We start from the raw sequence: 24,428 nt of genomic DNA on the forward strand, positions 1-24,428 counted from the left end.
TATTTTCAATCCCTTCTAAAGTGAATATTATTTAATTCCTGTTTGGTTCACGCCTTTAATAAAAGAGCGCTGACCAATGATAAATAAAATGACGGCCGGTATCGTTGCAATGGACGTTAACGCCATTAATTTTGCCGGTGATGAAACGAAACTTCCCTGCTGCATGATCGCGATACCAGTTGTGATCGTTCTCATTTCAGGTGAACTCGTTGTCACTAATGGCCATAGGAAGTCGTTGTATATTCCCATAAATGTGAAGATTCCAAGTGTCCAGATGACAGGACGTGCTGAAGGCAATACGACCTTCGTGAAAACTTGCCATTTATTTGCTCCGTCAAGGAAGGCCGCTTCTTCAAGCTCCCTTGGGAATGTTCTGAAATATTGATAGAGAAGGAAAACCCCGAAAGCATTAGCTGAATAAGGCAGGATTAACACGGCATACGTATCCAGAAGACCCAATGTATTAAATTCCATATATAATGGAAGGAATGTTATGACCCACGGAATGGTTAAGGATCCGATAAACAACCCGATCAACAGCTTTTTAAAAGGAACGTCCAATCGTGCAAGACCATATGCGGCCAATGTATCAACGACCAGAACAATAAGAGTTCCGATAATACCAACAAAAAGTGAATTGGCCATCCATGATAATACTGGAGTTTCTCCATCACCTGAAAGCGCATATGTATAATTTTCAAGAGTAAAAACTTCCGGCAGCCACTTCAGGCCAGCCGTAAATGCTTCCTGGTCACTTTTGAAAGAAGTAGCAAGCATCCAGAAGATTGGAACTAGAAACATTAAGCCAATAAGAATGGCCAGGATGACAATAACCGCTTTACTCGCTTTTCTTTGCATACCCTACTCCTTTCGATTCGTGATGCGCAGCTGAACGACAGAGATGATGATCATGATCAACGCCATCATAAGTGACATGGCAGCTGCATTTCCCAATTGCCTTTGTTCAAATGCTTCATCCACAATGTTCATCAATAAAACCTTTGTTTCGGTTCCCGGACCGCCCCTTGTCATCAAGTACGGCTGGCCATAAATATTAAACGAAGCTATTGTTGATGTAATCAATACAAACAGCATGGTTGGCTTGATGCTCGGCAAGGTTATATAGATGAAACGCTGCCATCTTGAAGCGCCGTCAAGGGAACCTGCTTCATATAGTTCTTCAGAAACATCATTTAGTGCGTTAATGAAAATGACCATGTTAAACCCTATCGTCCACCAGAGAGTGGCAATAATAATGGAAACCCATGCCCATGGCAAATCCGTCAGCCATGGAATGCTTGGCAAGTGGAGAGCCTGGAGATACCCATTTACCAGCCCGCTATTTGTATCAAGAAGCCATAGCCAGATGATCGCTACTACTGAAACGGATACTGAATAAGGGATAAAGTACATGGTGCGGAATAAACCTTTAAGCCTGCCAGGCAGATTATCAATTAATAGTGCCAGCCCAAGTCCTATACCCACTAATAAAGGGACACTGAATATAACGAATAGTAGAGTGTTTTTAAGACCTTCGAAGAACAAATCGTTCAAATAAGATTCCGAATCAAATATCTTTAGATAATTATCCAATCCTACAAATTCATGGACAAGATTGAGTAAATCCCAATTGTGCAAGCTCATCCATGCTCCATAGATAATGGGGATTAAAAGGAAAACAGTAAACAGAAACAAATAGGGAAGCACGAAAAGACTAGAAGTTAGTTTGGATTTCCAGTTCGTTTGGTCCATATTGCCTCTCCCCCTTTCAATGAAATAATCTAGCCGCCTAGAAATCATTTAAGTCGTAATAATTAAGAAGAGGCGAGCAGGTTAGTTTTCACTAGTCACCTGGCCGTCCTCCTTTTACAGTTACTTTTTCATTATTTGTTCTGCTTTTTTGTTAGCATCGTCCAAAGCTTTTTGAGGGTCTTTCTTGCCTAATAATGCAAGGTTGACTTCAGCCCATAGTGGCTCTGATATTTGACCCCAGTTAGCTACGCGCGGAGCGAATTTAGCATATTCGAACTCTTTAGCAACTTGTGGCTGCTGAACCATCTTTTTAAATTCTTCATTTTTCTCATAGATTGCTTTTGAAGCTGGAGCCTGGCCTGATTGAGCCCACTCCATTGTGTTGTCCCCAACATATTTCAAGAAATCTGAGATTCCTTCGAGTTTTTTAGAATCCTTTACAGTAGCGGGAATCGCAAAATTATGACCGTTTGCATAGACTGCCTGCTGTTTTGTACCTAATGTAGGGACTGGTGCCACACCGTAGTTAATGCCCGCTTTATCCCATTGTTCCATCATCCAAGGACCGTTTAACTGCATGGCATTTTTGCCTTGAAGGAAAAGGGTCACTTCTCCATCTTGTTGAACGTTGGCAGGTGATACTTTGTCTTTTTGTACCAGATCACGTAAGAAGGTTAATGCCTCGACACCTTCAGGGCTGTTGTAATTAGGTTTGCCATCCTTAAGCAATTCACCGCCATTCTGGAAGAAGACAGTTGGATAGATGAATTGATTTGGCCATAGAGTCGGCACTACGAACCCATATTGCTTTTTGGACTCGTCTGTAAGCTTCTTAGCAGCAGCCACGAACTCTTCACGGTTAGTTGGCGGCTTCTCCGGATCAAGGCCGGCCGCTTTAAACATATCTTTATTGTAGTACATGACTAAGGGGTGAATATCTAAAGGAATGGTATATTGCTTCCCGTCAATCGTTCCGCCCTGCCAAGCCGTATCTGAATAATCTTCAGCATTTACTCCATTTTTTTCAATCGTGTCTGTCATGTCTTTTAATAGATTTTTTTCAGCATAGTTTGTAAGCTGATCCGTATGCATGATCATTAAATCTGGAGCATTCTTTTGGCCGGAGAACCCAAGGTCAACCGTTTTATAGTAGTCTGTTTGAGGTATGATCTGTAAATCCACCTCGTATTTGTCTTGAGACTTATTGTAGTTTGCTACAATTTCCTTCATACGCGGACCATCCGCACCTGAGAACGGGGCCCAATAAGTTATTTTATTGCTTTTGCCCCCGTCGTCAGTCGATGAACCTGATTCCTTTTCAGCACAGCCAGCTAATGAACCGATCGCAAGTGCCGCTGTCATTGCAACGCCAAGCCACTTTTTCTTCTTCATTCCCATTTTCCCCCTTATGTAGAAATCGTTTATTGCTTCTGTAGAAGCTTTATTACTAGTGTAAAAGTTCAAGTGACTTAAGTTAATTAAATTAATTTACTTTCTATTTTTATAATAATCTGATAGATTCTTTTTGTCAACGCTTTCAATAGGAAAACCATTTAAAATAAGGGAAAAAGTAGGTGCCATCTATTGGATTGAATCCCTTCCCTCTTTAAAATCCCAAATCAATTTTAAAGATAAATAATTTAAGCAGTAAATATTAAAATAAAACACGGTAAGTAAATAATTTAATTTAATTAATGGAGAAAATTTCCTGACTGTTAGAGGATTTCCTCCATCCTGTAAGGAAGCACTACCTGGCAATTGATTATCTAACCAAAATGTCAGGTCGAAGATACTTCTTCCCTGCATGTTCCACTTCAATATAGACCCACTCACCAGTAAAAGTCAGGAATTCATTTTCATGTTCGCGAACAAGAATAGTATCTTCGGATTTAATTCCTTTGATGGCTGGATTCCATGCAAAGGCCTGATTTACTTGAACGGTCCCTTCCGCTTCAGGGGTTGCCAGGAATTCACGGGAAGCGTATCCGGTTGGCCCACCCTGATGAAGCAAGCGCCAGTCGTCTCCGTGTCCGACCTTCCTGTATGTATCAAATCCATACTGAAGAATATCCTTGATAACTGCTCCAGGCCTTGTTGCCGTATTCATTGCAAGATCTATCTGAACAAGCTTTTGCTTATTTTCCCTGAGTTCCCGAGGTAGCTCGCCAAAGTGGACAAAGCGCGTCACGTTAGCTACCAATCCGCTTTTTTCCGCACAGATTACAATCATGGCATAATTTTTCAGTTTTTTATCCGTCGGAATGGGATGGCGGTATTTAAATACCCTCTCATCTGTCGAAACAAGAATAACCTGTGGTGTGATACCGTCTTTGACTACCTTTGAACCCAAATGTGCCGCGATTTCATATTCGGTCCAGCCCGGCTCAATTTCCCGGCAAGTAGCTTCAACTGCTTTTGCCGCCTTAAGTGAAAGCCAGCGATAGCATGAAATTTCAGCCTCGTTTAAGGAATAACGCAAACTGGTCAATTGGGCTCCAAAATCAAGAAAATCACCAAATGGCACATCGCTTGCGACCTTTTTACCTGCACATAATTCCCGCACTACAGCATCCTGATCTTCATACCACTCCGGAGTTATGAATTCATAGCCTAATCCCGCAAGCTCCTCGTCATGAATCCGTGCCGACTCCATTTTGGAGGTAATGCAATATTTCTTATCAGCCGTAATTAACAGGTCAGCCACTCCGTTTTCGGTTGTGTTAACAATGTGATTCACTTTCCCCTCCGTTATCCAGGAAAAATTACTTCTTTTACGGAAGAAAACCCCATCAATTTCTTTTTCTTCAATGAATGAAAGGACTCTTTCTATAGCTGTTGACATTTATGCATTCCCCTTTGCCTATTTGTCCTGATAACCATTTGGATTGGCCTCATGCCATTTCCATGCTGTTTCGATAATTTTTTTCAAATTATTATACTTTGGCTTCCAGCCTAATAGAGTTTGAGCCTTTTCAGAGGAAGCGATCAGGATTGCCGGGTCCCCGGCACGTCTTTCACTAACTACTTCAGGGATCGGATGACCGGTAACTTTTCTGCTTGTTTCAATGACTTCTTTAACAGAAAATCCTTTGCCGTTCCCCAGGTTGAAAACATCACTTTCATTTTTGTTGCGCAAATGCTCAAGAGCTAGCCAATGAGCATTTGCAAGGTCCATAACATGGATGTAATCACGGATGCAGGTACCATCTTCGGTAGGGTAATCATCGCCAAAAATGCCGATATGCGCTCTTTGTCCGAGTGCAACTTGAAGTATTATTGGAATAAGGTGGCTTTCTGGAGTATGATCTTCGCCAATCATTCCTTCTGGGTGTGCACCTGCCGCATTAAAATAACGCAGCGAAACCGACTTTAACCCATTTGACCCATCACACCACCTGAACATATTCTCCATCGCCAATTTAGTCTCCCCGTAAGGGCTTGTTGGCTTGGTGGCATCCCCTTCTAATATGGGCACTTGCTCCGGCTCACCGTAAGTTGCTGCTGTGGAAGAAAAAACAATCTTCTTCACGCCATGCGTTAGCATCACTTTAACAAGAGTGTGTGAAGCGATTAAGTTATTTTCATAATATTGGAGGGGCTCTTGCACGCTTTCCCCTACCAGTGAACTTGCTGCAAAATGAATGACAGCTTCAATATCATATTTTTTAAAAACGGAATTCAGGAAACCTTCATCCTGGATATCACCGATGTGAATGGCGCCGCCAGACACAGCCTTTTCATGTCCTGTCCTAAGGTTATCGACAACAACCACTTCTTCACCTTGGTTCAACAGTTCGACCACAGTATGACTGCCAATATATCCTGCACCGCCGGTTACCAAAATCGCCATGTTCTATTCCCCCATATCCATTATTTCTTTAGCGCCATCTCCTATTTCACACACATAAAAAATAGGTTCCAGGCCCGTTTTTTCCGAATAATTTTTTGCTACTTTTTCCTTAAACTCATCTACAGCTTCTTCTTTAACAAGACTTACGCTGCACCCGCCAAAACCCGCACCGGTCATACGGGTCCCTATACAGCCTTCGACCTTCGATGCTTCTTCAAAAAGTGTATCCAGCTCAAAGCCGGTCACTTCATATAAATCCCTTAATGATACATGTGATTGCTTCATCCTTGCACCAAATGCATACAAATCGTTATCCTGCAAGCTATTCGTGGCTGCAAGGACACGCTCATTTTCTTTAATGACATGCTCTACACGTCGGTGTATAACATCAGCTTCAATAAAGTGGTGAACTTTTTCCCATTCAGCTAGACTGACATCTCCTAAATTGCGTACCAATGGAAGCTGTTGCTGAATGATTGAAAGCCCTTCTTCACATTGGGCCCTTCGCTCGTTATATTTGGAATCGGCAAGGCCGCGGCGTTTATTTGTATTGGTAATAACCAGCTTATAGCCATCAATCTCCAATGGTACATATCGGAATTTCAACGTATCACACTTCAGCACCATAGCATGGTTTTCCCTTCCCATTCCAACCGCAAATTGATCCATGATCCCACAATTGACACCAACAAAACGATTTTCTGCTTTCTGCCCTATTTCAACCAACCCCATCATGGGGATATCAAAGTCAGCAAGCTTGCTTAGTGCAAGTCCAGTAACAAGTTCGATTGATGCGGAAGAAGATAACCCTGCGCCATTCGGGATATTTCCGTAATACAGCACATCTGCCCCAATAAATTTTTCGGCACCTTCTAGTCCTGCTATCTGCAGCAATTCCTTTAAAACACCTTTTGGGTAATTAGCCCAATCATCCTCTTCTCTGTATAATAATTCCTCGGTTACCGTACAGGTTGCTGTTGATGGAAAATTTGCTGAAGCAAATCGGTACATCCTGCTAGTGCTTGGTGCCGCTGCTGCCCAAGTTCCATATGTTAAAGCAGCGGGAAAAACATAGCCACCATTATAATCCGTGTGTTCTCCGATTAAATTAACACGCCCGGGAGCAAAAAAGATTCTGACCCCTTCTTCGTAGCCAAATTGATCACGGAATAATTGGCGAAGCTGAATGGCATTCATTTGTACAGCCACCTTTCTCTGAATCTATTTTTTATATCTAGCACTTATATCTAAATTAATTTAATTAATAAACTAATGCGGGCACATCATCTTATTTATATTTACTCCATTACCTATTAAGTTTGGATGCTTCTTTTAACGAGTTCAAAAAATTCAGGAAGGCATTTTTCCCCTCCCTTGTTCTTTTAAAAATCCCTGCATGTTCCAAAACAGTCTGGAATACTTCCCCAACCTCAACTTCAATAATTTCCATCACTTCATCTTTGGCTATGGTTTGATACTTGGTTAATATTTTCTGTATCCAGTCATAATGCTTTACTGCAGATTCATCCCAGTTCTCTTTAAGAACAGGACAGAGCAGATATTCTGCTGCTTGACTTAACTCTTCGGCCAATCTTCCCGGAAGGACAGCAAGGCCCATAACTTCTATCAAGCCGATATTTTCTTTTTTAATATGATGCAGCTCTTCATGGGGATGAAAAATCCCATGGGGAAATTCTTCAGATGTTCGGTTATTCCTCAATACGACATCCATTTCAAACAGCTCGCCGCATCTTCTTGCAATCGGCGTTACCGTGTTGTGAGGAGTATTGCCGCTAAAAGCAAGCACATCAGCTTCCGGGTCACTATAGTTTTGCCAGCTCTTCCAAATAAGCTCTGTAACGGCTTGAACTTCATCCTTTTTCCCTCGAACCCTGATGACTGACATCGGCCAATTGACTATTCCCAGTGTGACCGATGGGTAGTCGGTCAGGCTGATTCTTTCCTCAACTTCTGCTCTTTCTAACGCAAACTCAAATCTTCCTCCCTGGAAATGGTCATGAGTTAAGATGGATCCCCCGACAATCGGCAGATCCGCATTCGAACCAATGAAGTAATGCGGAAACTGGTCTGTAAATTCAAGTAACCGTGTGAATGTATCAGCTGAAATCTTCATAGGCACATGTTCTCCCCTAAAGACAATCGAATGTTCATTATAATACACGTAAGGAGAATACTGCAGGAACCACTTCTCATTATTTAATGTCAGCGGTATTATCCTATGTGTCGCTCTAGCTGCATTCCGTAGGTTCCCACTATATCCTTCATTTTCCCTGCACAAAGCACAGGAAGGGTAAGAACCTTGAGGCGTACTTTTCAATCGCGATATTTCCTCCGGGTGTTTTTCAGGTTTTGATAAATTGATGGTGATGTCCATTTCGCCGTATGGTGTCCTGCTTTTCCATTGTATATTTTTTGCAATTCGTTCTTTGCGGATATAATTCGATGCCAGCGATAAATGGTAATATTGGTCGGTTGCCGCTTTAGGACTTTTCAGATAATTTTCTTTAAATTCAGATATTACTGCAGACGGACGGGGCATCAGGCAATTCATCAATTCAGTATCAAGAATATCTCGTTCGGTAATAGAATTGGATGATAAAATACCATTTTCGAATGCCCAATCTAAAATTTCATTAAGAATAACCCCGAGAGAAAACTCTTCCCCTTCTCCCTCACATTCCTCCCAGTCATCCAAGCCGAGTACATATAAAATTCGATTGCGTGAATATGTAACATCTTCCTTCTCCAATAAACGCTGCTGAACTCCGTATTGTAATAAACTATGTATAGCTTGATAGATTTTCACCTGATTCACCTCCAGAAAGGATATAAAACTCAACTTAATTAAATTAATTAATTATCTTTCCTTAATAATAGAGGTTAAACTGAATTTTTTCAATGATTTTGTGCAGGACATAAAATTCTGATTACTAACTGTTCACCCACCTACTCCCTTTTTACTTCTAAATGCACTAAATCTGTATAAGCTTATTTTTTAACCCCATGTAAAGTATGTTATGGTTTTATTTGTTTTAAGTAATGTTATTGTATTTCCTGTTTCCATCTCTCTTTTTCGTTGTATGATAGAAAAAAAAGGAGTTTTGGGAATGATTATTCTGCAGTATATTGGAAAAGTTTTTTCATTCATGCATAAGGATATACCGGAAACTCATGTAAAATGCCATGTTTGTGCAGGTACAGGTGCCTACGATATTTATACAGATTGCCTTACCTGTAATGCAAAGGGATTGATCAGTAAAGTTGAGTATAATAGGAGGCTTGAAGAGGGTGAAATTTAAGGAATTTCATGAAGTCGATATATGTAAACTAGAAGCAATATTGGCTATTGCTTCTTTTTTTGTCCCTTAAAAGGTATTTTTCTCTAATTTGAATGTATGATGTAAATCGCATAATCAAAAAAAAGACCACCATTTGGTGGCCTTCTGCAAATATACCCTTTTTGTCCCAGAACAATCAAGAAGCAGAAGATTGCTTTTCAGACATAGAAAATGCACTCTCTTCCTCAAGAGGGTTATGTTCATTTTGGAAAATGATGTTTTGGATGTAGTCATAGGTATTTTCTGTATTGTGACCGCTAGTGCACTCCATTAATTTTGAGAATTGTGCAATATGGAAACGTGATTGCGGGTTATTGTAATTGTAAACAATTTCAGCGTGTAAATCTTTGAATCTCTCTACTATGCCGCCAAATGCAATTTCTTTCTGAAGAATGTTTGGCGCGCCATATTCCACTTCTGCAAGAGCCTTGTCTTCCCAATAGAAGATTACATTACTTCCGCCTGCAAACGCATAGAAAGTAATAGAAGAATAATCGGATATGACAACTTTACTGTTTAATAGAGCATCCTTTATATCCCCTATAAAGAACGATTCTTCGTATTTATCATATATATCCGGGAACTGTTCTTGAAGTATGATTCTTGATTTAGGATGGAGAATGACATTAATTTTTTTATCTTTGTAGAACTTCTCTTTGCGAATCAATTCTAAGAATGAGAAATACCGGTCTAAATAGCTTCCGACTTCAATGCTTCCTGTGAGGTCCCATGGTCGCCATGTAAGCATGAATGTGATTTGATTTTTTTCATTATGTTGTTCCTTGACATATAAATCAATATTAGGCAGCCCAGTTACCATCAGTTCTTTATCTGTATAACCTGTATTTTTAAGGAATAAGTTTTTCTCAAAATTGGAATTTACGAGCATGTAATCTGGTGCAATCGGCACTTTACGATTAAAGTAACCACGTTCGAAAATATTGGTCGCCATACATGGTCCATGCTGCAACATTATTTTTTTATCAGATGAAAGAACCTTTTTCTTAATTAGGTAATCGTTATCGTACAATCGGCGTTGTATATGACCCACAAGATCGGAAGATTGAAAACTCCTGGCTAAAAAGATGTGATAGAAAGCAAGAAAACTATTTTTCCCAACTAGGGCTTTTCCGTATTGTTGCTTAAGATTCTTGAATTCGGGGTGACCTTTTTCTAAGATATAAACGCAGGAATCCCCCATCTTGAATGCATATTTAAACAGTTCAAAGGCCGATTCCGAAGCCCCTGCACTGAATTTTTCAAAATAGATATCGTATTTTTTTTTGTTTAATGAAAAAAGGCTGATCAAATAAGCAAATCTTTCTTTAATTATAATGCTTTTGCTCATTATACTTGTCAATACGATAACGTATTGTCCTGTTATAGACTTTCGAATAAAAAGTTCACTATTCATCTGCCCCAAACGATAGGACCGGGTGTTGTACAGATAATGATTTTTATTGTATTTGTGCTTAGAGTCTGATTTAAAATTATACCAATAATCATGGTCAGCGTGACTGAGTTTGATAAAAATAGGCGTATTAATCTCGCTAGTGGTTACATAATGTTGATAAATTTCCTTCATTGGTATGAAAGACCAGTAGGTATGAATGAATATCGATATCTTCCCTGTCTTCATTGCGAATTTCTCTCTTATTTTGACTGGAAAGAGAAAATGCACTTTGAAATTTATGCTTTTATCGTAACCGAAAGATAAGTATACGTCTTTAAACGAATAATTTCTGCTGCGCATGACCCCAACAAATAGGAAGTGAAAAAATAAAAGGAATACTAAACTTTTGAAAAACGGGCTTTTCTCTATCTTATCCAGTGTTTTGTCTATCTGCAGATTTTTTTGGTTTGTTTTCACGAAGGAAAGTTTGCAGTTTGTATCAACGAAGAAAATAATTCTTTCCTTAACATTTCCTTTCTTTGTAGTGATCGTTTGCAGGGTTGTCATTGGTTCAAATCCTGAAAGAGTGACCGTATTGTTCGTTTCTTGACTATAGACGAAATACTTCATATTATATTTTCTTTTTCTATTAATACTCTTAGTGCCATTGAAAAGGCAATAGCCATCTGCTAAAACAGGATTTCCATTTTCAAGATGACCATAAACAGTTTCTTGTTTCAAAGCTTTCCCCCCATGTTTTCCGGTACTTATAATCCTACGGCATATTTTGCCGGTACCTTTGTCACAGCGTATATTTTGAAAAAAAGACAATATACCTATGATATTATACTAGTTATACACTTCATTGTAATTATATTTTAGAAAACTTTTAACTTTTGTTTGTTCATCCAAATAGCCGTCGTGTAACTTTCCCTTATTGTATCCATAATCATAAACAGCCCCCAATTAGATGATTGGGGGCTGTTCTTGTTTTTCCATCACTTTTTAACTGTTACTTTTCTTGATTCGCTTACGTTTTTCGCTTTGTCTTTGGCATAAATATATAGGTTCTTTCCGGCTTTTTGCTTGGGGATTCTAACCGAGAATGTGCCTTTGGTCGTTGCTGTTGCAGAGCCGATCACTTTTTTTGATGCTTTGATGGACACAGTGGAGTTAGCTTCTGCTTTACCCGTTACTATTGTCGTTTTTGTCGTGACTGTGTTGACCGTCGGTTTACTTGGTGCTGTTTTGTCTGCGACGGTCACGGTTTTGATCGAGCTTATATTGCCTGCTTTATCGGTTGCTGTAACGGATAGGACTTTTCCGGCTTTTTGTTTTTTTGACATCGTTACGGTGAAATTCCCTGCGCTGTTGGAATTTGCTTTGCCTAGAACCGTTCTGCCAGTTTTGACGGTGACAGAAGAGCTTGCTTCCGCTTTGCCGGTTACTTTTACGGTATTGTCACCTACCGTATTTACGGACGGTCTTGCAGGAGCCGTTTTATCTGCGACTTTAAATGAAACGGGTATACTTTTATTTCCCGATTTATCGATGAGCCTAGTAGAGATGGTCGTGCCGGCTGTTTGTTTTGCGATGGTCGCTGTAAACGTTTTTTCGCCGTTGATCTTCACTGTGGCGAGTTGTTTTTTATCGGTATAAATGGAAACGGTTCCCGTTTTGAAATCAACCGGGATTTTCCCATTGATCTTGGTGTCCTTATCGGATATCGCAGTCACGGACGGTTTGGTCAGCGTCTTCATTTCCAGTGCTTTTTTGGCATTGACCCGCCCGTTTCCATAGTATATGTCTTTCCCTTTTGTACCTAGGTCCACGGCTGAATCATAGAGGCGGTATTCAACCTCCGTTTTGTTGAGCTTGGGCTCATGGGACCAAATCAATGCCGCTACACCCGCCACCATCGGCGTCGCCATCGATGTTCCGCTCATCCAGCCGTATTTACCATTTGGCAAGGTTGAAAGAATATCATCCCCAGGGGCAGCAATATCGACTGTTGAATGGTAGTTGGAATAACTGGGACGCTTGTCACTTGAGTTAGTGGCAGCAACGGAAATGACGTGGCTGAATGCAGCTGGGTACACACGCTGTACATTTTTCCCCATATCCCCTTCATTCCCGGCAGCCGCGACGATCAGTACGCCTTTTTTATAGGCTTCCTGGACGGCCTTGTTCAAGGACTCCGAATAACTGGTGTCGCCTAAACTCATATTGATGATGTTTGCCTTTTGCTGAACGGCATAATGTATCGCGTCAATGATATCGGCCGTATCGGCATACTCCCCATCAAAGACGTTGATTGGCATTAGTTTTACATTCGGGGCAACCCCCGTTCCGCCAATACCGTTGTTCGCAGAACCGGCAATGATGCCAGCGATATGCGTTCCATGCTCCCCTTTTGGGACGATATGCTTCCGATTGCGTATCGTATCATAGGCATTGACGATCCTCCCTTTTAAATCTTCGTGGTTGCGATCGATGCCGTCGTCAATGATGGCCACGATCAATTCCTTCGATCCCATTGATTTTGTCCACGCTGCACCCGTACCAAGCTTTTTATGGTGCCACTGGTCTATGTAGGCTGGATCGTTCGGGCTTTCCATCTTCTTGAACAGATAGTTTGGTTCTGCATATTCCACATCCTTCTGTTCTTCAAGTTCCTCGATCAGGTTATCGGTTGATTCCCCTTTAGGAACCTCCACCTTTTCTATCAACTCGTTGATCGGCTCATCGCTCGTCTCTTTGTACTTGACGATGACGCCATCAGATTGCGGCGTCTCTTCTGCAGACGCAGCATCTGGCTGGTAGATTGGCAGAATCATAAACAGTAATAATACCAGCAATATGGCCTGAATAAGCTTGTGCATACAATCACTCCAAAAAATATGATTAAGAATAGCTATCGATGAGGTTATATCATGAACCAATTCTACTATTATTCCTAACTAGATTGTATACCGTCCGATAAGGTTTTACTAACCTTTTTATCTAGTTAAATTAACTTATTTACACAACAAAAAAACCGCTATAAAGCAGTCTCAGATTGTCGACAAAATGGGGTCTACCTGAATTTTAAAACAAAGTGGTTGACTGTAGATATTAATTTCACTGCAAAATTTGCACTTTGATTTCCACTCCAGGCACTCGCTTTCCGCGGGCGGTCCGGGAGCCTCCTCGGCGCTTTGCGCCTGTGGGGTCTCCCCTGGACTCGCTTTTCCCGCAGGAGTCTCGTACCTTCCGTTCCAATCAACTTCGTGTTTAAAAAATCCAGATACCTTTTGTCGTCAAAATGGAGTTCGAAATGGTCTCATCCCTAAACATGTTTTTAAAAGGAATACATGATTATCCGTCATATTTTTTTACTGTAATCCTTATTGGATGGAAGAAATTTGCGACACTCCTGCCGAATTACTGGCTAGCCGAGACACCGCAGCCGCTAGGCGAGGAGGCTTGGCAGGCAGTCGGCGGAAAGGGAGCGGATTTCTGAAATCAATGGAACCTTTTTAAAATAAAAAACTGCAGGCGAACTCGCTTTTCCTCGAATATATCTCCAGTCAGTCTGGGAGTTCCGATTGGTCTAATCCTAAACTATGATTTTAAAACAAGACTAAATTATTCTTCATGTTTTTTTACTGTAATCCTTAATAGATGGAAGAAATTTGCGACACTCCTGCCGAATTACTGGCTAGCCGAGACCCCGCAGCCGCTAGGCGAGGAGGCTTGGCAGACAGTCGGCGGAAAGGGAGCGGATTTCTGAAATCAACTGGAACCTTTTTAAAATAAAAAACTGCAGCCTAACTCGCTTTTCCTCGAGTTTGGCTGTAGTCAGTCTGGGAGTTTAGAATGGTCTAACCCTAAACCATGATTTTAAAACAAGACTAAATTATTCTTCATGTTTTTTTACTGTAATCCTTATTGGATGAAAGAAATTTGCAACACTCCTGCCGAATTACTGGCTAGCCGAGACACCGCAGCCGCTAGGCGAGGAGGCTTGGCAGGCAGTCGGCGGAAAGGGAGCGGATTTCTGAAATCAACTGGAACCTTTTTAAAAACAAAAAAACTGCAGCCAAACTCGCTTTTTCCTCGAGTTCGTCTGCAGTCTGTAACAGGTTTAATGTCCGCCTAAATAGGCATTCTTGATTTCTTCGCTTGCGGTCAGTTCCTCTGATTTGCCTGATAGGACGATTCGGCCGGTTTCGACAACATAGGCTCTGTCCGCGATGGATAATGCTAAGTTGGCATTTTGTTCGACCAGCAGAATCGTTGTACCTGTTTTGTTGATTTCTTCGATGATATGAAAGATTTGCTTCACCAATAATGGCGCGAGTCCCATAGATGGCTCGTCCAGTAACAGAAGCCGGGGCTTGGCCATGAGTGCCCTTCCCATTGCGAGCATTTGCTGTTCCCCGCCGGAAAGGGTTCCGGATTGCTGTTTCAGGCGCTCCAGCAAACGCGGGAATAATTCATAGACTTTCTCCATGTCCTGCTTGATGCCTGCCTTATCCTTGCGTAGATAAGCACCTAGCTGAAGGTTTTCTTCGACGGTCATGTTAGCAAAGACCCGCCGGCCTTCAGGGACATGGGAAATGCCCATTTTCACGATGGATTGTGCTGCCTTTCCTCCGATGGAATCCCCTTCGTATATGATCTTCCCTTGTTTTGGTTTTAATAGGCCGGAAATGCTTTTCAGCAACGTGCTTTTCCCGGCTCCGTTCGCCCCGATCAGGGTTACGATTTCGCCTTCGTTAATAGAAAGCGAGATTCCTTTCAAGGCTTGAATGTTTCCGTAATAGACGTTGATGTCCTCGATTTTTAACATTATGAAACCTCCTCGCCCAGATAGGCCTCGATGACTTTTGGATTGTTACGGATTTCCTCTGGCTTTCCTTGAGCGATCAGTTGTCCGTGATCGAGTACATATATGCGTTCGCAAACACCCATGACGAGCGGCATATCATGTTCTATCAATAATACGGTCAAATCGAATTTCTCACGGATGAGGGCAATCAGGTTCATGAGTTCGTGCGTTTCCTGGGGGTTCATCCCCGCTGCCGGTTCATCGAGCAAAAGCAGTTTCGGGTTGGCGGCAAGTGCCCGGGCGATCTCTAAACGTCTTTGTTTACCATATGGCAGGTTCTTTGCCTTTTCATCCTTATATTGATCAAGGTTGAAGATCTTCAGGAACTCAATCGCTTTTTCATCCATTTCCTTTTCGCCTTTAAAATGAATCGGCATGCGGAAGATCGAACTTAAGATGCCATGCTTCGAAAGTGAATGATAGGCCACTTTTACATTGTCGATCACGGATAGTTCACTGAATAAGCGAATGTTCTGGAATGTCCGGCTGATCCCTTTTTGCGTGATTTTATATGGGGGCAGTTTTCCTAAGTTCTCACCTTCCAAAGAAATGGTTCCCTCCGTCGGGACGTAAACTCCTGTCAGCAAGTTAAAGAAAGTGGTTTTTCCAGCGCCGTTCGGCCCGATCAAGCCAATTAGTTCTCCTGGATATAATTCGACGTTAACATCAGAAACGGCTTTAAGCCCTCCGAACTGGATGCCGACCGAATCGACTTTAAGCAGCGGTGTTTTTATTTTTTTCATGGCTGCTTCCTCCTTTACGTTTGAACATGGATGTTATTTCTTTGGTACCCATTAAACCTTGCGGGCGATAGAGCATCATCACGATAAGCACAAGACTGTAGATGATCATTCGTGTTTCCGGATAATCCTGCAGGAAAGTCGTGACTACCGTCAGTAATATCGCGGCCAATACGGCACCGGAAAGACTTCCAAGACCGCCAAGTACGACAAGGATCAAAATATCAAATGATTTCAGGAATCCGAAGTTCGATGGCTGGATGATATAGAAGTTATGAGCGTAAAGTCCTCCAGCGATACCGGCAAAAAAAGCACCGATCGCAAAGGCGACAACTTTGTAATAGGTCGTGTTGATTCCCATCGAATCGGCAGCCGTTTCGTCCTCGCGGATCGATATGCAGGCTCTTCCGTGGGTCGAGCTAGTAAAGTTTCGGATGACGATGATCGTTACGATGACGGATGCGAATACCCAAGGCCAAGTGGTCAAATGGGAAACCTGCATGCCGCTCGCCCCGCCGACATAATCGATATTCAAAAGCATGATCCGGACGATTTCCCCAAAACCAAGGGTCGCAATCGCCAAATAGTCACCTTTTAAGCGTAAGCTTGGAATTCCGATGATCAATCCTGCCAGCGCTGACGCCAAACCGCCGACTATCAATGCCGCATAAAATGGCATTTCCAGCTTCATTGTCATGACGGCTGAGGCATAGGCACCGACTGCCAGGAAACCGGCATGCCCGATGGAGAACTGCCCGGTTATCCCGATGATCAAGTGCAGGCTCGCTGCCAGAATGATATTGATCCCGATGAACATGAGCGTATTTTGATAAAAAGGATTTAGCGATCCGCCGCCGATTAACACTTGAACTACGGCGAAAAAGATCAATGATAGTGAAATCGAGAGCCAAAAACCTTTTGCTCGCTTAATTGTAGTCATTGCTTTGTCTCCCCTATACTTTTTCTTTTTTGTTTTTACCGAATAAGCCTTGTGGCATGAAAATCAAGATAAGAATCAGTACGACGAAGGCTACAGCATCACGCCATAATGAGTAACCGGCGGCACTGACCAAAGCTTCGATGACACCTAGCAATAGGCCACCGACCATCGCGCCCGGTATAATCCCGATCCCTCCAAGTACGGCGGCAACGAATGCCTTCAATCCCGGAAGCACACCCATGAGCGGCTCGATCTTAATATAGTAAATACCGAAAATGACGCCCGCTGCCCCAGCCAATGCGGAACCGATTGCAAAGGTGGCAGAAATCGTGTTATCGACATTTATACCCATCAGCTTAGCTGCATCCGCATCGTAGGAAACGGCACGCATCGCTTTTCCGATTTTTGATTTATGAACGATGATTTGCAGGATGATCATCAAGACTACAGCCACTCCAAAAATCAAAACCGATTGACTATTGATGGAAACTCCAAAAATATTGAACTTGTCTGTCGGCAATACATCATTCGGATAAGCTTCCGGCTGTGCACCGCGGACGTAAATGAATCCGTATTCGATCAAAAGGGAAACACCGATGGCCGTGATAAGTGCCGCGATACGTGTTGCGTTACGCAATGGCTTGTACGCGATTCGCTCGATCAATACTCCAAACAGCGCACAGACCGTCATCGAGATTAATAGGGCGGGCACGAATGACAGATCCAGGACCGTTATTGAGTAAAACCCAACGAATGAGCCGACCATGAATACATCGCCATGTGCGAAGTTTATCAATTTAACAATCCCGTAAACCATCGTATATCCGAGAGCGATAAGGGCATAAATACTTCCTAATGAAACCCCGTTAATTAACTGTTGTATCAATTCCATGTTCGACTCTCCTTGAAAATCTAATTTTATGAGTAATTAGTCCAGACTCTTTTCATTCCGCTAAGAGGATGTTCAGCACCCTAGTATGCTTGAAAAATGAGAATTCGCCAGCACCTTCTTATTAATGAAGGGCCGGCGAAAGGGTTGGAGTTGTTCTCCGAAATTAAGGATTGATTTTTGTGTTGAATACTTGTTTTCCTTCTTTAAATTCAAGGATGGTAGCAGATTTGATTGGATTGTGTTTTTCATCTAATGTGAATGTACCCGTAACAAGCTCAAGGTCAGCCGTTTTTTCCAGCGCTTCTTTGATTTTTTCCGAATCCGCTGAACCAGCACGTTTAATCGCGTCTGCAAGGAAGTATCCTGTGTCATATCCTAGGGCATTAAATGCATCCGGGGACTTATCTTTGTACTTCGCTTTAAATGCTGACACAAAATTCTGAATTTTCTCATCAGGATCACCTGAAGAATAGTGGTTCGTGATGAACGTATTATTTAGAGCTTTTGCACCGGCAATTTCAACTAGCTTAGGAGAATCCCAGCCGTCGCCGCCCATGAATGGAACGTCAAGTCCAGTTTCCCGTGCCTGCTTCACGATCAGACCAGCTTCCTCATAGTAACCAGGAAGGAAAATGAAATCAGGTTTTGCCGATTTCAAACGAGTCAATGTGGAACGGAAATCAGTATCCTTCGCAATGTAAGCTTCCTCAGCAACAACCTTTCCGCCATTCTTTTCGAATTGTTCTTTAAAGGCTGCGGCTAACCCTTTTGAATAATCACTTGAGCTGTCAATATAGATGGCTGCACTTTTCGCTTTGATTTCTTTAGCGGCAAAGTTTGCAGCTACCGTCCCTTGGAACGGATCGATGAAGCTTGTCCTGAAAACGTAATCGTTCAATTTATCCTTGCTGAAAGTGATTTCAGGGCTTGTACCTGAAGGTGAGATGACCGGCACTTTATTATCTTGGGCAATCTGTACTTGTGCAATCGAGTTCGTGCTTGTTGCTGCACCTACGATCGCCGCAACCTGATCTTGTGATGTCAGCTTGATCGCTCCGCTTGTCGCTTCGGACGCTTCAGATTTATTATCGACTTTAATTAGTTTGATTTTTTTACCGTCAATGCCTTCTTTATTGATTTCTGCAGTTGCAAGCTCCAGACCTTCTGCAATCGATTGTCCATATGAAGCGACACCGCCTGATAATTCAAGGTTGACACCGATTTTGATCGTATCTCCATCCCCGCTTGATTTTTCAGATGAACCAGAGCCGGAACAACCCGCTAGCACTCCTGCAGCAAGTGATAGAGAAAGGAATGCACTTGCTAATTTTTTCTTTTTCATAAATAATCCCCCCATTTTGTAATCAAGCTCTGATGCATGAATATTTATTCATGATGCTTCAGAAAAAAATTGATTAGATGAAATGTTTCAAATTAAATTAATATTTCGAAAAATAGTTTACCGCATAATTTTCATTCCGTCTATACAATAATTGCGAGAAGATTTCGCTAGATAGGATATTTTTCACAGGTAGTGCTATATCATTTTTATCTTTATATATTTTAAATATTGCGAAAACAAGCTATATAATCAGAAAAAACTGATAATTAAATTATATTGATATTACAAAATCCTTATTTACAGATCAAAAAATTTTATTCATTCTCTTATTTTTCTCATCCTATTAATTACATTTTTACCAAAATACAAGTATATTGATAGGGAATTAAACCCAGTTTTTCCGTGTTTTTTTAGTCTTAATTCCTATATCAAAATTGAATAATACTATATTGGATGTATAAAATCATGCATGAAACCCTGTGCTTTTTTATCTTCCTGCATATTTTGCATAACCCGATCAACAAACAAAAAAACCGCCAAATGGCGGTTCAGTGGCCTCCTAAATAGGCCATTTTTATTTCTTCACTTGATGTTAGTTCCTCGGCATTGCCCGACAGGACGATTCGGCCCGTTTCAACGACATACGCCCGATCCGCAATGGATAAGGCGAGGTTGGCGTTTTGCTCGACCAAAAGGATCGTTGTGCCGGACTCACTGATTTCCTGGATGATGTTGAATATTTGCTTCACCAGAAGCGGTGCAAGGCCCATCGAAGGTTCATCGAGCAGTAATAATCGCGGTTTCGCCATTAAAGCCCGACCCATTGCAAGCATCTGCTGTTCGCCGCCTGAAAGCGTGCCAGCCTGCTGTTTGATTCTCTCCAGCAGCCTCGGAAATAGCTCGTATACCTTTTCCATATCCTTATGGATGCCATCTTTGTCTTTCCGCAAATAAGCTCCAAGCTCCAGGTTTTCGGCCACCGTCATGTTGGCGAAGACACGTCGTCCTTCAGGTACATGGGATATACCCATTTTCACGATGGCCTGTGCCGCTTTCCCCCCAATCGAATCGCCTTCGAACAGAACTTTTCCTTGCTTTGGTTTTAACAGACCGGAAATCGTTTTGAGCAGCGTGCTTTTTCCCGCTCCGTTCGCCCCGATCAAAGTCACGATTTCCCCCTCATTTATCTCCATGGAAACCCCTTTTAGCGCTTGGATATTGCCGTAATAAACATTGATGTCCTCTATTTTCAGCATCAGGAAACCTCCTCCCCTAGATATGCCTCGATAACCTTTGGATCGTTGCGGATTTCTTCCGGCTTTCCGTGAGCGATGAGCTGTCCATGATCAAGGACATAAATCCGTTCGCATACACCCATGACCAGTGACATATCATGTTCGATGAGCAAAACGGTAAGGTTGAATTCCTTCCGGATAAAAGCAATGAGGTTCATTAATTCTTTCGTTTCATGGGGGTTCATTCCGGCTGCCGGTTCGTCCAGTAAAAGAAGTTTCGGATTGGCGGCAAGGGCACGGGCGATTTCCAGCCGCCTTTGCTGTCCGTATGGAAGGTTCTTCGCTTTTTCATCCTTAAAATGGTCTAGATTGAAAATCCGCAAAAATTCGAGTGCCTTTTCATCCATTTCCTTTTCCCCTGAAAAATGTCCGGGCAACCGGAATATGGAGCTTGGAATTCCATGCTTGGCAAGCGAGTGGTAAGCAACCTTCACATTATCGATCACGGATAGCTCACTGAAGAGGCGAATGTTTTGAAAGGTCCTCGAGATCCCTTTTCGGGTAATTTTATAAGGCGGCTGCTTATTTAGATTTTCCCCGTTCAAGGCGATCGTTCCTTCTGTAGGGACATACACACCCGTCAATAAATTGAAGAAGGTCGTTTTCCCAGCTCCATTCGGCCCGATCAGGCCTACAAGTTCCCCTGGAAATAATTCCACGTTCACATCGGATACCGCTTTCAATCCGCCAAAGCGGATACCCACCGAATCTACCTTAAGCAACGGTATTGTGGCTTCCATCCTTTGGGCCCCCTTTCGTTTTTTTATGTGTGAACAATGATGTGATTTCTTTTGTTCCCATTAACCCCTGCGGACGGAAAATCATCATCAGGATCAGGACAAGACTGTAGATGATCATTCTCGTTTCCGGATAATCCTGAAGGAATGTCGTCACGATCGTCAGTAAAATGGCGGCCAAAACCGAACCTGAAAGACTTCCAAGACCGCCAAGTACGACGAAAATCAGTATATCGAAGGATTTCAGGAAACCGAAATTCGATGGCTGGATAATATAAAAATTATGGGCATAGAGCGATCCGGCAATTCCGGCAAAAAAAGCTCCGATGACGAAGGCCGCCACTTTATAATAGGTCGTATTGATTCCCATCGCATCTGCCGCCGTTTCATCTTCCCTTACGGATATGCATGCACGCCCGTGAGTCGAATTGGTGAAATTCCTGTTGACTAAGACGGTGATCATCACACAGGCAAAAACCCATGGCCAAGAAGTCAGATGGGATACCTGCATCCCGCTTGCACCGCCTACATATTCAATATTCAAAAGGACGATCCGGACAATTTCCCCAAAACCAAGGGTAGCTATCGCCAGGTAATCCCCCTTCAGGCGCAAGCTGGGTATTCCGATCACCATACCCGCAACAGCGGCGATGACGCCCCCAGTCAATACAGCTATGATGAAAGGAAGTTCCAGCTTCATTGTCATGACTGCCGAAGCATAGGCCCCAACCGCTAAAAAACCGGCATGCCCGATCGAGAATTGCCCGGTTATTCCAATGATTAAATGAAGGCTCGTCGCCAGCATGATATTGATGCCGATGAACATGAGCGTGTTGATATAAAATGGATTGAGGATACCGTTTGAAATGGTGTACTGCATGATTCCGAAAAAAATAAGTGCGAGCACGATCGAGAGCCAAAAACCCTTTGAATTCTTTAAAGTAGTCATCGCCATGTCTCCCCTATACTTTTTCTCTTTTATTTTTACCGAACAGTCCCTGCGGCAAGAAAATCAAAATCAAGATAAGTACGACGAAAGCCACACCATCGCGCCATAATGAGTAACCGGCTGCACTGACCAAAGCCTCGATCACACCAAGCAGCAGACCGCCGACCATCGCTCCCGGAATGATGCCGATGCCGCCCAAGACGGCTGCAACAAATGCTTTAAGGCCAGGAAGGACACCCATCAACGGTTCGATTTTAATATAGTAGATGCCAAAAATGACACCAGCCGCCCCTGCCAGGGCCGAACCTATGGCGAACGTAGCGGAAATCGTATTATTCACATTGATTCCCATCAGCTTGGCCGCCTCGGAATCGAAAGAAACGGCACGCATCGCTTTGCCGATTTTGGTTTTATGGACAACGAATTGTAGGATGATCATTAATATGATGGATACGGATAAGATCAATATCGATTGACTGCTGATGGAAACTCCGAATATATCGAGTTTATCCATCGGAAGGACATTATTTGGATAGGCTTCCGGCTGGGCGCCCCGGATGTAAATCAGCCCATTTTCTATCAGAAGGGAAACACCGATGGCCGTTATCAAGGCCGCAATCCGTGTTGCATTACGAAGGGGTTTATAAGCAATGCGTTCAATTAAAACGCCAAAGATGGCACATGTGGCCATTGAAATCAATAAAGCCGGTATGAAGGATAAGTCCATTACGGTAATGGCGTAAAAGCCCACAAATGAACCAACCATGAATACGTCGCCATGGGCGAAGTTAATGAGCTTGACGATTCCGTATACCATCGTATAGCCAAGCGCGATCAAAGCATAAATGCTTCCGAGTGAAATGCCATTTACCAATTGCTGAATCAGTTCCATATTGCACTCTCCCCGTTAAGGTGTTTTTTAAGTGAATATAGAATAGGGGGGACTTGCCCCCTATCCACGTAAGGTATTATGGATTGATTTTTGTCTTGAATGTTTGTTTGCCATCCACATATTCCAAGATGGTCGCCGATTTGATCGGATCATGATTTTCATCAAGGTTCAGCGTTCCGGAAACTAATTGAAGATCTTTGACATCTTCCAACGCTTGTCTGATTTTTTCAGGTGAAGCATCTCCAGATCTCTTGATGGCGTCTGCCAGGTAGTACCCAGTGTCATAGCCAAGTGCGGCAAAGGCATCCGGTGTTTTATTGTATTCCTTTTTGAAGGCTGCAACGAAATCCTGGATTTTTGCATCTTCATCTTCCGGGGAATAGTGATTCGTGATATACGTATTTTTTAAAGCATCCGCTCCGGCAATTTCAACGACCTTCGGGGAATCCCAGCCGTCCCCACCCATGAATGGAAGGTCTATGCCGTCTTCACGGGCCTGTTTTAAGATCAATCCGACTTCCTCATAATAACCAGGAAGGAAAACGAACTCAGGTTTTGCCGATTTGATACGTGTCAATGTAGAACGGAAATCAGTATCTTTCGTTACATAAGCTTCTTCCGCCACGATTTTACCGCCCTTGGCAGTGAATGCTTCTTTAAAAGCTGCGGCCAATCCTTTAGAATAATCACTTGCGCTATCCACATAGATCGCAGCCGTCTTTGCTCCAATTTCGTCAGATGCGAAATTGGCTGCCACCGTACCTTGGAATGGATCGATAAAGCAAGTTCTGAACACATAATCATTTAATTTTCCAGCTTTGTTGGTAATGTCGGGATTTGTTGCAGTTGGTGTAAGGAGAGGAACTTTATTATCTTGTGCGACTTGAACCTGTGCCAATGTATTCGTGCTCGTTGCAGATCCGACTACAGCCACCACCTTGTCCTGGCTGACTAACTTGATCGAACCGCTTGTAGCTTCTGCTGCGTCAGATTTATTATCAACCTTAACGATCTCCAGTTTTTTACCGTCGATGCCCTCTTTATTAATCTCATCGATGGCCAGTTTCAAACCATCTGCAGCCGATTGGCCGAATGATGCCGTACCTCCGGATAATTCAAGGTTGGCCCCAATTTTAATGGTGTCACCCGATTTTGATGAACCTCCGCCTGAACTGCTAGTTTTCGAGTCGCCGCTGCAACCTGCCAGCGCCCCTGCAACCAATGAAAGTGATAGAAACACTCCTGCTAGCTTTTTCTTCTTCATTTGAAACCCCCTTGTTTTGTATGTTCTTTTAAACAAATAGAATATCTGAATAAAAATAATATTCTGAAAATAGTTTATCTCATTCTTTCGACCCCGTCTATATGATATGGATAAAAAAGTTATTAAAAGGGAATATCTACTATTCGACAC

The 24,428-nt window shown here is 42.5% G+C and carries 21 protein-coding genes; 2 read left to right on the top strand and 19 right to left on the bottom strand.

The window, feature by feature from the left end; all coding sequences use genetic code 11:
• Window positions 1–27: 27 nt before the first annotated feature.
• The 7 genes from AC1DIV_RS16575 to galT form a co-directional block, all read right to left on the bottom strand.
• Window positions 28–858 (bottom strand): carbohydrate ABC transporter permease, encoded by an 831-nt coding sequence (locus tag AC1DIV_RS16575; protein WP_289350498.1) that lies wholly within the window; start codon window positions 856–858, stop codon window positions 28–30.
• Window positions 859–861: 3 nt separating this feature from the next.
• Complete coding sequence (locus AC1DIV_RS16580; protein ID WP_477576914.1) at window positions 862–1,752, bottom strand: carbohydrate ABC transporter permease; 891 nt, start codon at window positions 1,750–1,752, stop codon at window positions 862–864.
• 120 nt (window positions 1,753–1,872) lie between these two features.
• On the bottom strand, window positions 1,873–3,144 hold the full coding sequence (locus tag AC1DIV_RS16585; protein ID WP_477576916.1) for an ABC transporter substrate-binding protein: 1,272 nt from the start codon (window positions 3,142–3,144) through the stop codon (window positions 1,873–1,875).
• A gap of 370 nt (window positions 3,145–3,514) precedes the next feature.
• A complete protein-coding gene (locus AC1DIV_RS16590; protein WP_477576917.1) occupies window positions 3,515–4,594 on the bottom strand; it encodes a M24 family metallopeptidase in 1,080 nt (359 codons plus the stop codon).
• An 18-nt stretch (window positions 4,595–4,612) separates the two neighbouring features.
• On the bottom strand, window positions 4,613–5,602 hold the full coding sequence (galE, locus tag AC1DIV_RS16595) for a UDP-glucose 4-epimerase GalE (protein ID WP_477576918.1): 990 nt from the start codon (window positions 5,600–5,602) through the stop codon (window positions 4,613–4,615).
• Between the two features lie 3 nt (window positions 5,603–5,605).
• Window positions 5,606–6,799, bottom strand: coding sequence for a galactokinase (locus tag AC1DIV_RS16600; protein ID WP_477576919.1), 1,194 nt, complete (start codon window positions 6,797–6,799; stop codon window positions 5,606–5,608).
• A 109-nt stretch (window positions 6,800–6,908) separates the two neighbouring features.
• Window positions 6,909–8,438 carry a UDP-glucose--hexose-1-phosphate uridylyltransferase gene (gene galT, locus AC1DIV_RS16605; protein ID WP_477576920.1) on the bottom strand — a complete coding sequence of 510 codons (1,530 nt, stop codon included), beginning with the start codon at window positions 8,436–8,438 and terminating at the stop codon, window positions 6,909–6,911.
• A 292-nt stretch (window positions 8,439–8,730) separates the two neighbouring features.
• Here galT and AC1DIV_RS16610 point away from each other — a divergent pair, with 292 nt between their 5' ends.
• On the top strand, window positions 8,731–8,922 hold the full coding sequence (locus tag AC1DIV_RS16610; RefSeq protein WP_048681418.1) for a hypothetical protein: 192 nt from the start codon (window positions 8,731–8,733) through the stop codon (window positions 8,920–8,922).
• Between the two features lie 175 nt (window positions 8,923–9,097).
• Here the strand turns inward: AC1DIV_RS16610 and AC1DIV_RS16615 are convergent, their stop codons facing one another.
• Together AC1DIV_RS16615 and AC1DIV_RS16620 are read right to left on the bottom strand one after the other, a co-directional pair.
• Window positions 9,098–11,095 (bottom strand): CDP-glycerol glycerophosphotransferase family protein, encoded by a 1,998-nt coding sequence (locus AC1DIV_RS16615; protein ID WP_477576922.1) that lies wholly within the window; start codon window positions 11,093–11,095, stop codon window positions 9,098–9,100.
• A 257-nt stretch (window positions 11,096–11,352) separates the two neighbouring features.
• The gene (locus tag AC1DIV_RS16620) at window positions 11,353–13,236 is read right to left on the bottom strand and encodes a S8 family peptidase (protein ID WP_477576923.1); all 1,884 of its coding nucleotides are present in this window, start codon (window positions 13,234–13,236) and stop codon (window positions 11,353–11,355) included.
• A gap of 434 nt (window positions 13,237–13,670) precedes the next feature.
• Between AC1DIV_RS16620 and AC1DIV_RS16625 the strand changes: the two genes are divergently transcribed.
• Window positions 13,671–13,856: a hypothetical protein gene (locus tag AC1DIV_RS16625; protein WP_477576925.1), complete on the top strand. Its 186-nt coding sequence runs from the start codon at window positions 13,671–13,673 to the stop codon at window positions 13,854–13,856.
• 624 nt (window positions 13,857–14,480) lie between these two features.
• On the opposite strand, the gene AC1DIV_RS16630 is transcribed toward AC1DIV_RS16625, so the two are convergent.
• The 10 genes from AC1DIV_RS16630 to AC1DIV_RS16675 all read right to left on the bottom strand — a co-directional run bounded on the left by AC1DIV_RS16630 (window position 14,481) and on the right by AC1DIV_RS16675 (window position 24,278).
• Window positions 14,481–15,188, bottom strand: coding sequence for an ABC transporter ATP-binding protein (locus AC1DIV_RS16630; protein ID WP_034308744.1), 708 nt, complete (start codon window positions 15,186–15,188; stop codon window positions 14,481–14,483).
• Window positions 15,188–15,970 carry an ABC transporter ATP-binding protein gene (locus AC1DIV_RS16635; RefSeq protein ID WP_477576926.1) on the bottom strand — a complete coding sequence of 261 codons (783 nt, stop codon included), beginning with the start codon at window positions 15,968–15,970 and terminating at the stop codon, window positions 15,188–15,190. The genes AC1DIV_RS16630 and AC1DIV_RS16635 overlap by 1 nt, the downstream gene beginning before the upstream one ends.
• The gene (locus tag AC1DIV_RS16640) at window positions 15,942–16,907 is read right to left on the bottom strand and encodes a branched-chain amino acid ABC transporter permease (protein WP_034308749.1); all 966 of its coding nucleotides are present in this window, start codon (window positions 16,905–16,907) and stop codon (window positions 15,942–15,944) included. The genes AC1DIV_RS16635 and AC1DIV_RS16640 overlap by 29 nt, the downstream gene beginning before the upstream one ends.
• A 13-nt stretch (window positions 16,908–16,920) precedes the next feature.
• Window positions 16,921–17,799: a branched-chain amino acid ABC transporter permease gene (locus tag AC1DIV_RS16645; protein WP_095390668.1), complete on the bottom strand. Its 879-nt coding sequence runs from the start codon at window positions 17,797–17,799 to the stop codon at window positions 16,921–16,923.
• 163 nt (window positions 17,800–17,962) lie between these two features.
• Window positions 17,963–19,141: an ABC transporter substrate-binding protein gene (locus tag AC1DIV_RS16650; protein WP_048684380.1), complete on the bottom strand. Its 1,179-nt coding sequence runs from the start codon at window positions 19,139–19,141 to the stop codon at window positions 17,963–17,965.
• A 548-nt stretch (window positions 19,142–19,689) separates the two neighbouring features.
• Entirely contained in the window at window positions 19,690–20,397 is a 708-nt protein-coding gene (locus tag AC1DIV_RS16655) for an ABC transporter ATP-binding protein (RefSeq protein ID WP_251539712.1), read from the bottom strand.
• On the bottom strand, window positions 20,397–21,176 hold the full coding sequence (locus tag AC1DIV_RS16660; RefSeq protein ID WP_053535808.1) for an ABC transporter ATP-binding protein: 780 nt from the start codon (window positions 21,174–21,176) through the stop codon (window positions 20,397–20,399). Before AC1DIV_RS16660 ends, AC1DIV_RS16655 begins: the two co-directional genes overlap by 1 nt.
• Entirely contained in the window at window positions 21,151–22,122 is a 972-nt protein-coding gene (locus AC1DIV_RS16665) for a branched-chain amino acid ABC transporter permease (protein ID WP_477576928.1), read from the bottom strand. The genes AC1DIV_RS16660 and AC1DIV_RS16665 overlap by 26 nt, the downstream gene beginning before the upstream one ends.
• A 13-nt stretch (window positions 22,123–22,135) precedes the next feature.
• A complete protein-coding gene (locus tag AC1DIV_RS16670) occupies window positions 22,136–23,014 on the bottom strand; it encodes a branched-chain amino acid ABC transporter permease (RefSeq protein ID WP_034308761.1) in 879 nt (292 codons plus the stop codon).
• A gap of 76 nt (window positions 23,015–23,090) precedes the next feature.
• A complete protein-coding gene (locus tag AC1DIV_RS16675; RefSeq protein ID WP_477576930.1) occupies window positions 23,091–24,278 on the bottom strand; it encodes an ABC transporter substrate-binding protein in 1,188 nt (395 codons plus the stop codon).
• Between the last annotated feature and the right edge of the window lie 150 nt (window positions 24,279–24,428).

This window comes from Peribacillus sp. 05N428 (assembly GCF_056397085.1).

Bases quoted from the DNA above. Each gene is read 5' to 3' on its own strand.
- AC1DIV_RS16575 (WP_289350498.1), bottom strand. From the start codon at position 858: ATGCAAAGAAAAGCGAGTAAAGCGGTTATTGTCATCCTGGCCATTCTT.
- AC1DIV_RS16580 (WP_477576914.1), bottom strand. From the start codon at position 1,752: ATGGACCAAACGAACTGGAAATCCAAACTAACTTCTAGTCTTTTCGTG.
- AC1DIV_RS16585 (WP_477576916.1), bottom strand. From the start codon at position 3,144: ATGAAGAAGAAAAAGTGGCTTGGCGTTGCAATGACAGCGGCACTTGCG.
- AC1DIV_RS16590 (WP_477576917.1), bottom strand. From the start codon at position 4,594: ATGTCAACAGCTATAGAAAGAGTCCTTTCATTCATTGAAGAAAAAGAA.
- galE (WP_477576918.1), bottom strand. From the start codon at position 5,602: ATGGCGATTTTGGTAACCGGCGGTGCAGGATATATTGGCAGTCATACT.
- AC1DIV_RS16600 (WP_477576919.1), bottom strand. From the start codon at position 6,799: ATGAATGCCATTCAGCTTCGCCAATTATTCCGTGATCAATTTGGCTAC.
- AC1DIV_RS16610 (WP_048681418.1), top strand. From the start codon at position 8,731: ATGATTATTCTGCAGTATATTGGAAAAGTTTTTTCATTCATGCATAAG.
- AC1DIV_RS16620 (WP_477576923.1), bottom strand. From the start codon at position 13,236: ATGCACAAGCTTATTCAGGCCATATTGCTGGTATTATTACTGTTTATG.
- AC1DIV_RS16625 (WP_477576925.1), top strand. From the start codon at position 13,671: ATGGTCTCATCCCTAAACATGTTTTTAAAAGGAATACATGATTATCCG.
- AC1DIV_RS16630 (WP_034308744.1), bottom strand. From the start codon at position 15,188: ATGTTAAAAATCGAGGACATCAACGTCTATTACGGAAACATTCAAGCC.
- AC1DIV_RS16635 (WP_477576926.1), bottom strand. From the start codon at position 15,970: ATGAAAAAAATAAAAACACCGCTGCTTAAAGTCGATTCGGTCGGCATC.
- AC1DIV_RS16640 (WP_034308749.1), bottom strand. From the start codon at position 16,907: ATGACTACAATTAAGCGAGCAAAAGGTTTTTGGCTCTCGATTTCACTA.
- AC1DIV_RS16645 (WP_095390668.1), bottom strand. From the start codon at position 17,799: ATGGAATTGATACAACAGTTAATTAACGGGGTTTCATTAGGAAGTATT.
- AC1DIV_RS16650 (WP_048684380.1), bottom strand. From the start codon at position 19,141: ATGAAAAAGAAAAAATTAGCAAGTGCATTCCTTTCTCTATCACTTGCT.
- AC1DIV_RS16655 (WP_251539712.1), bottom strand. From the start codon at position 20,397: ATGCTGAAAATAGAGGACATCAATGTTTATTACGGCAATATCCAAGCG.
- AC1DIV_RS16660 (WP_053535808.1), bottom strand. From the start codon at position 21,176: ATGGAAGCCACAATACCGTTGCTTAAGGTAGATTCGGTGGGTATCCGC.
- AC1DIV_RS16665 (WP_477576928.1), bottom strand. From the start codon at position 22,122: ATGACTACTTTAAAGAATTCAAAGGGTTTTTGGCTCTCGATCGTGCTC.
- AC1DIV_RS16670 (WP_034308761.1), bottom strand. From the start codon at position 23,014: ATGGAACTGATTCAGCAATTGGTAAATGGCATTTCACTCGGAAGCATT.
- AC1DIV_RS16675 (WP_477576930.1), bottom strand. From the start codon at position 24,278: ATGAAGAAGAAAAAGCTAGCAGGAGTGTTTCTATCACTTTCATTGGTT.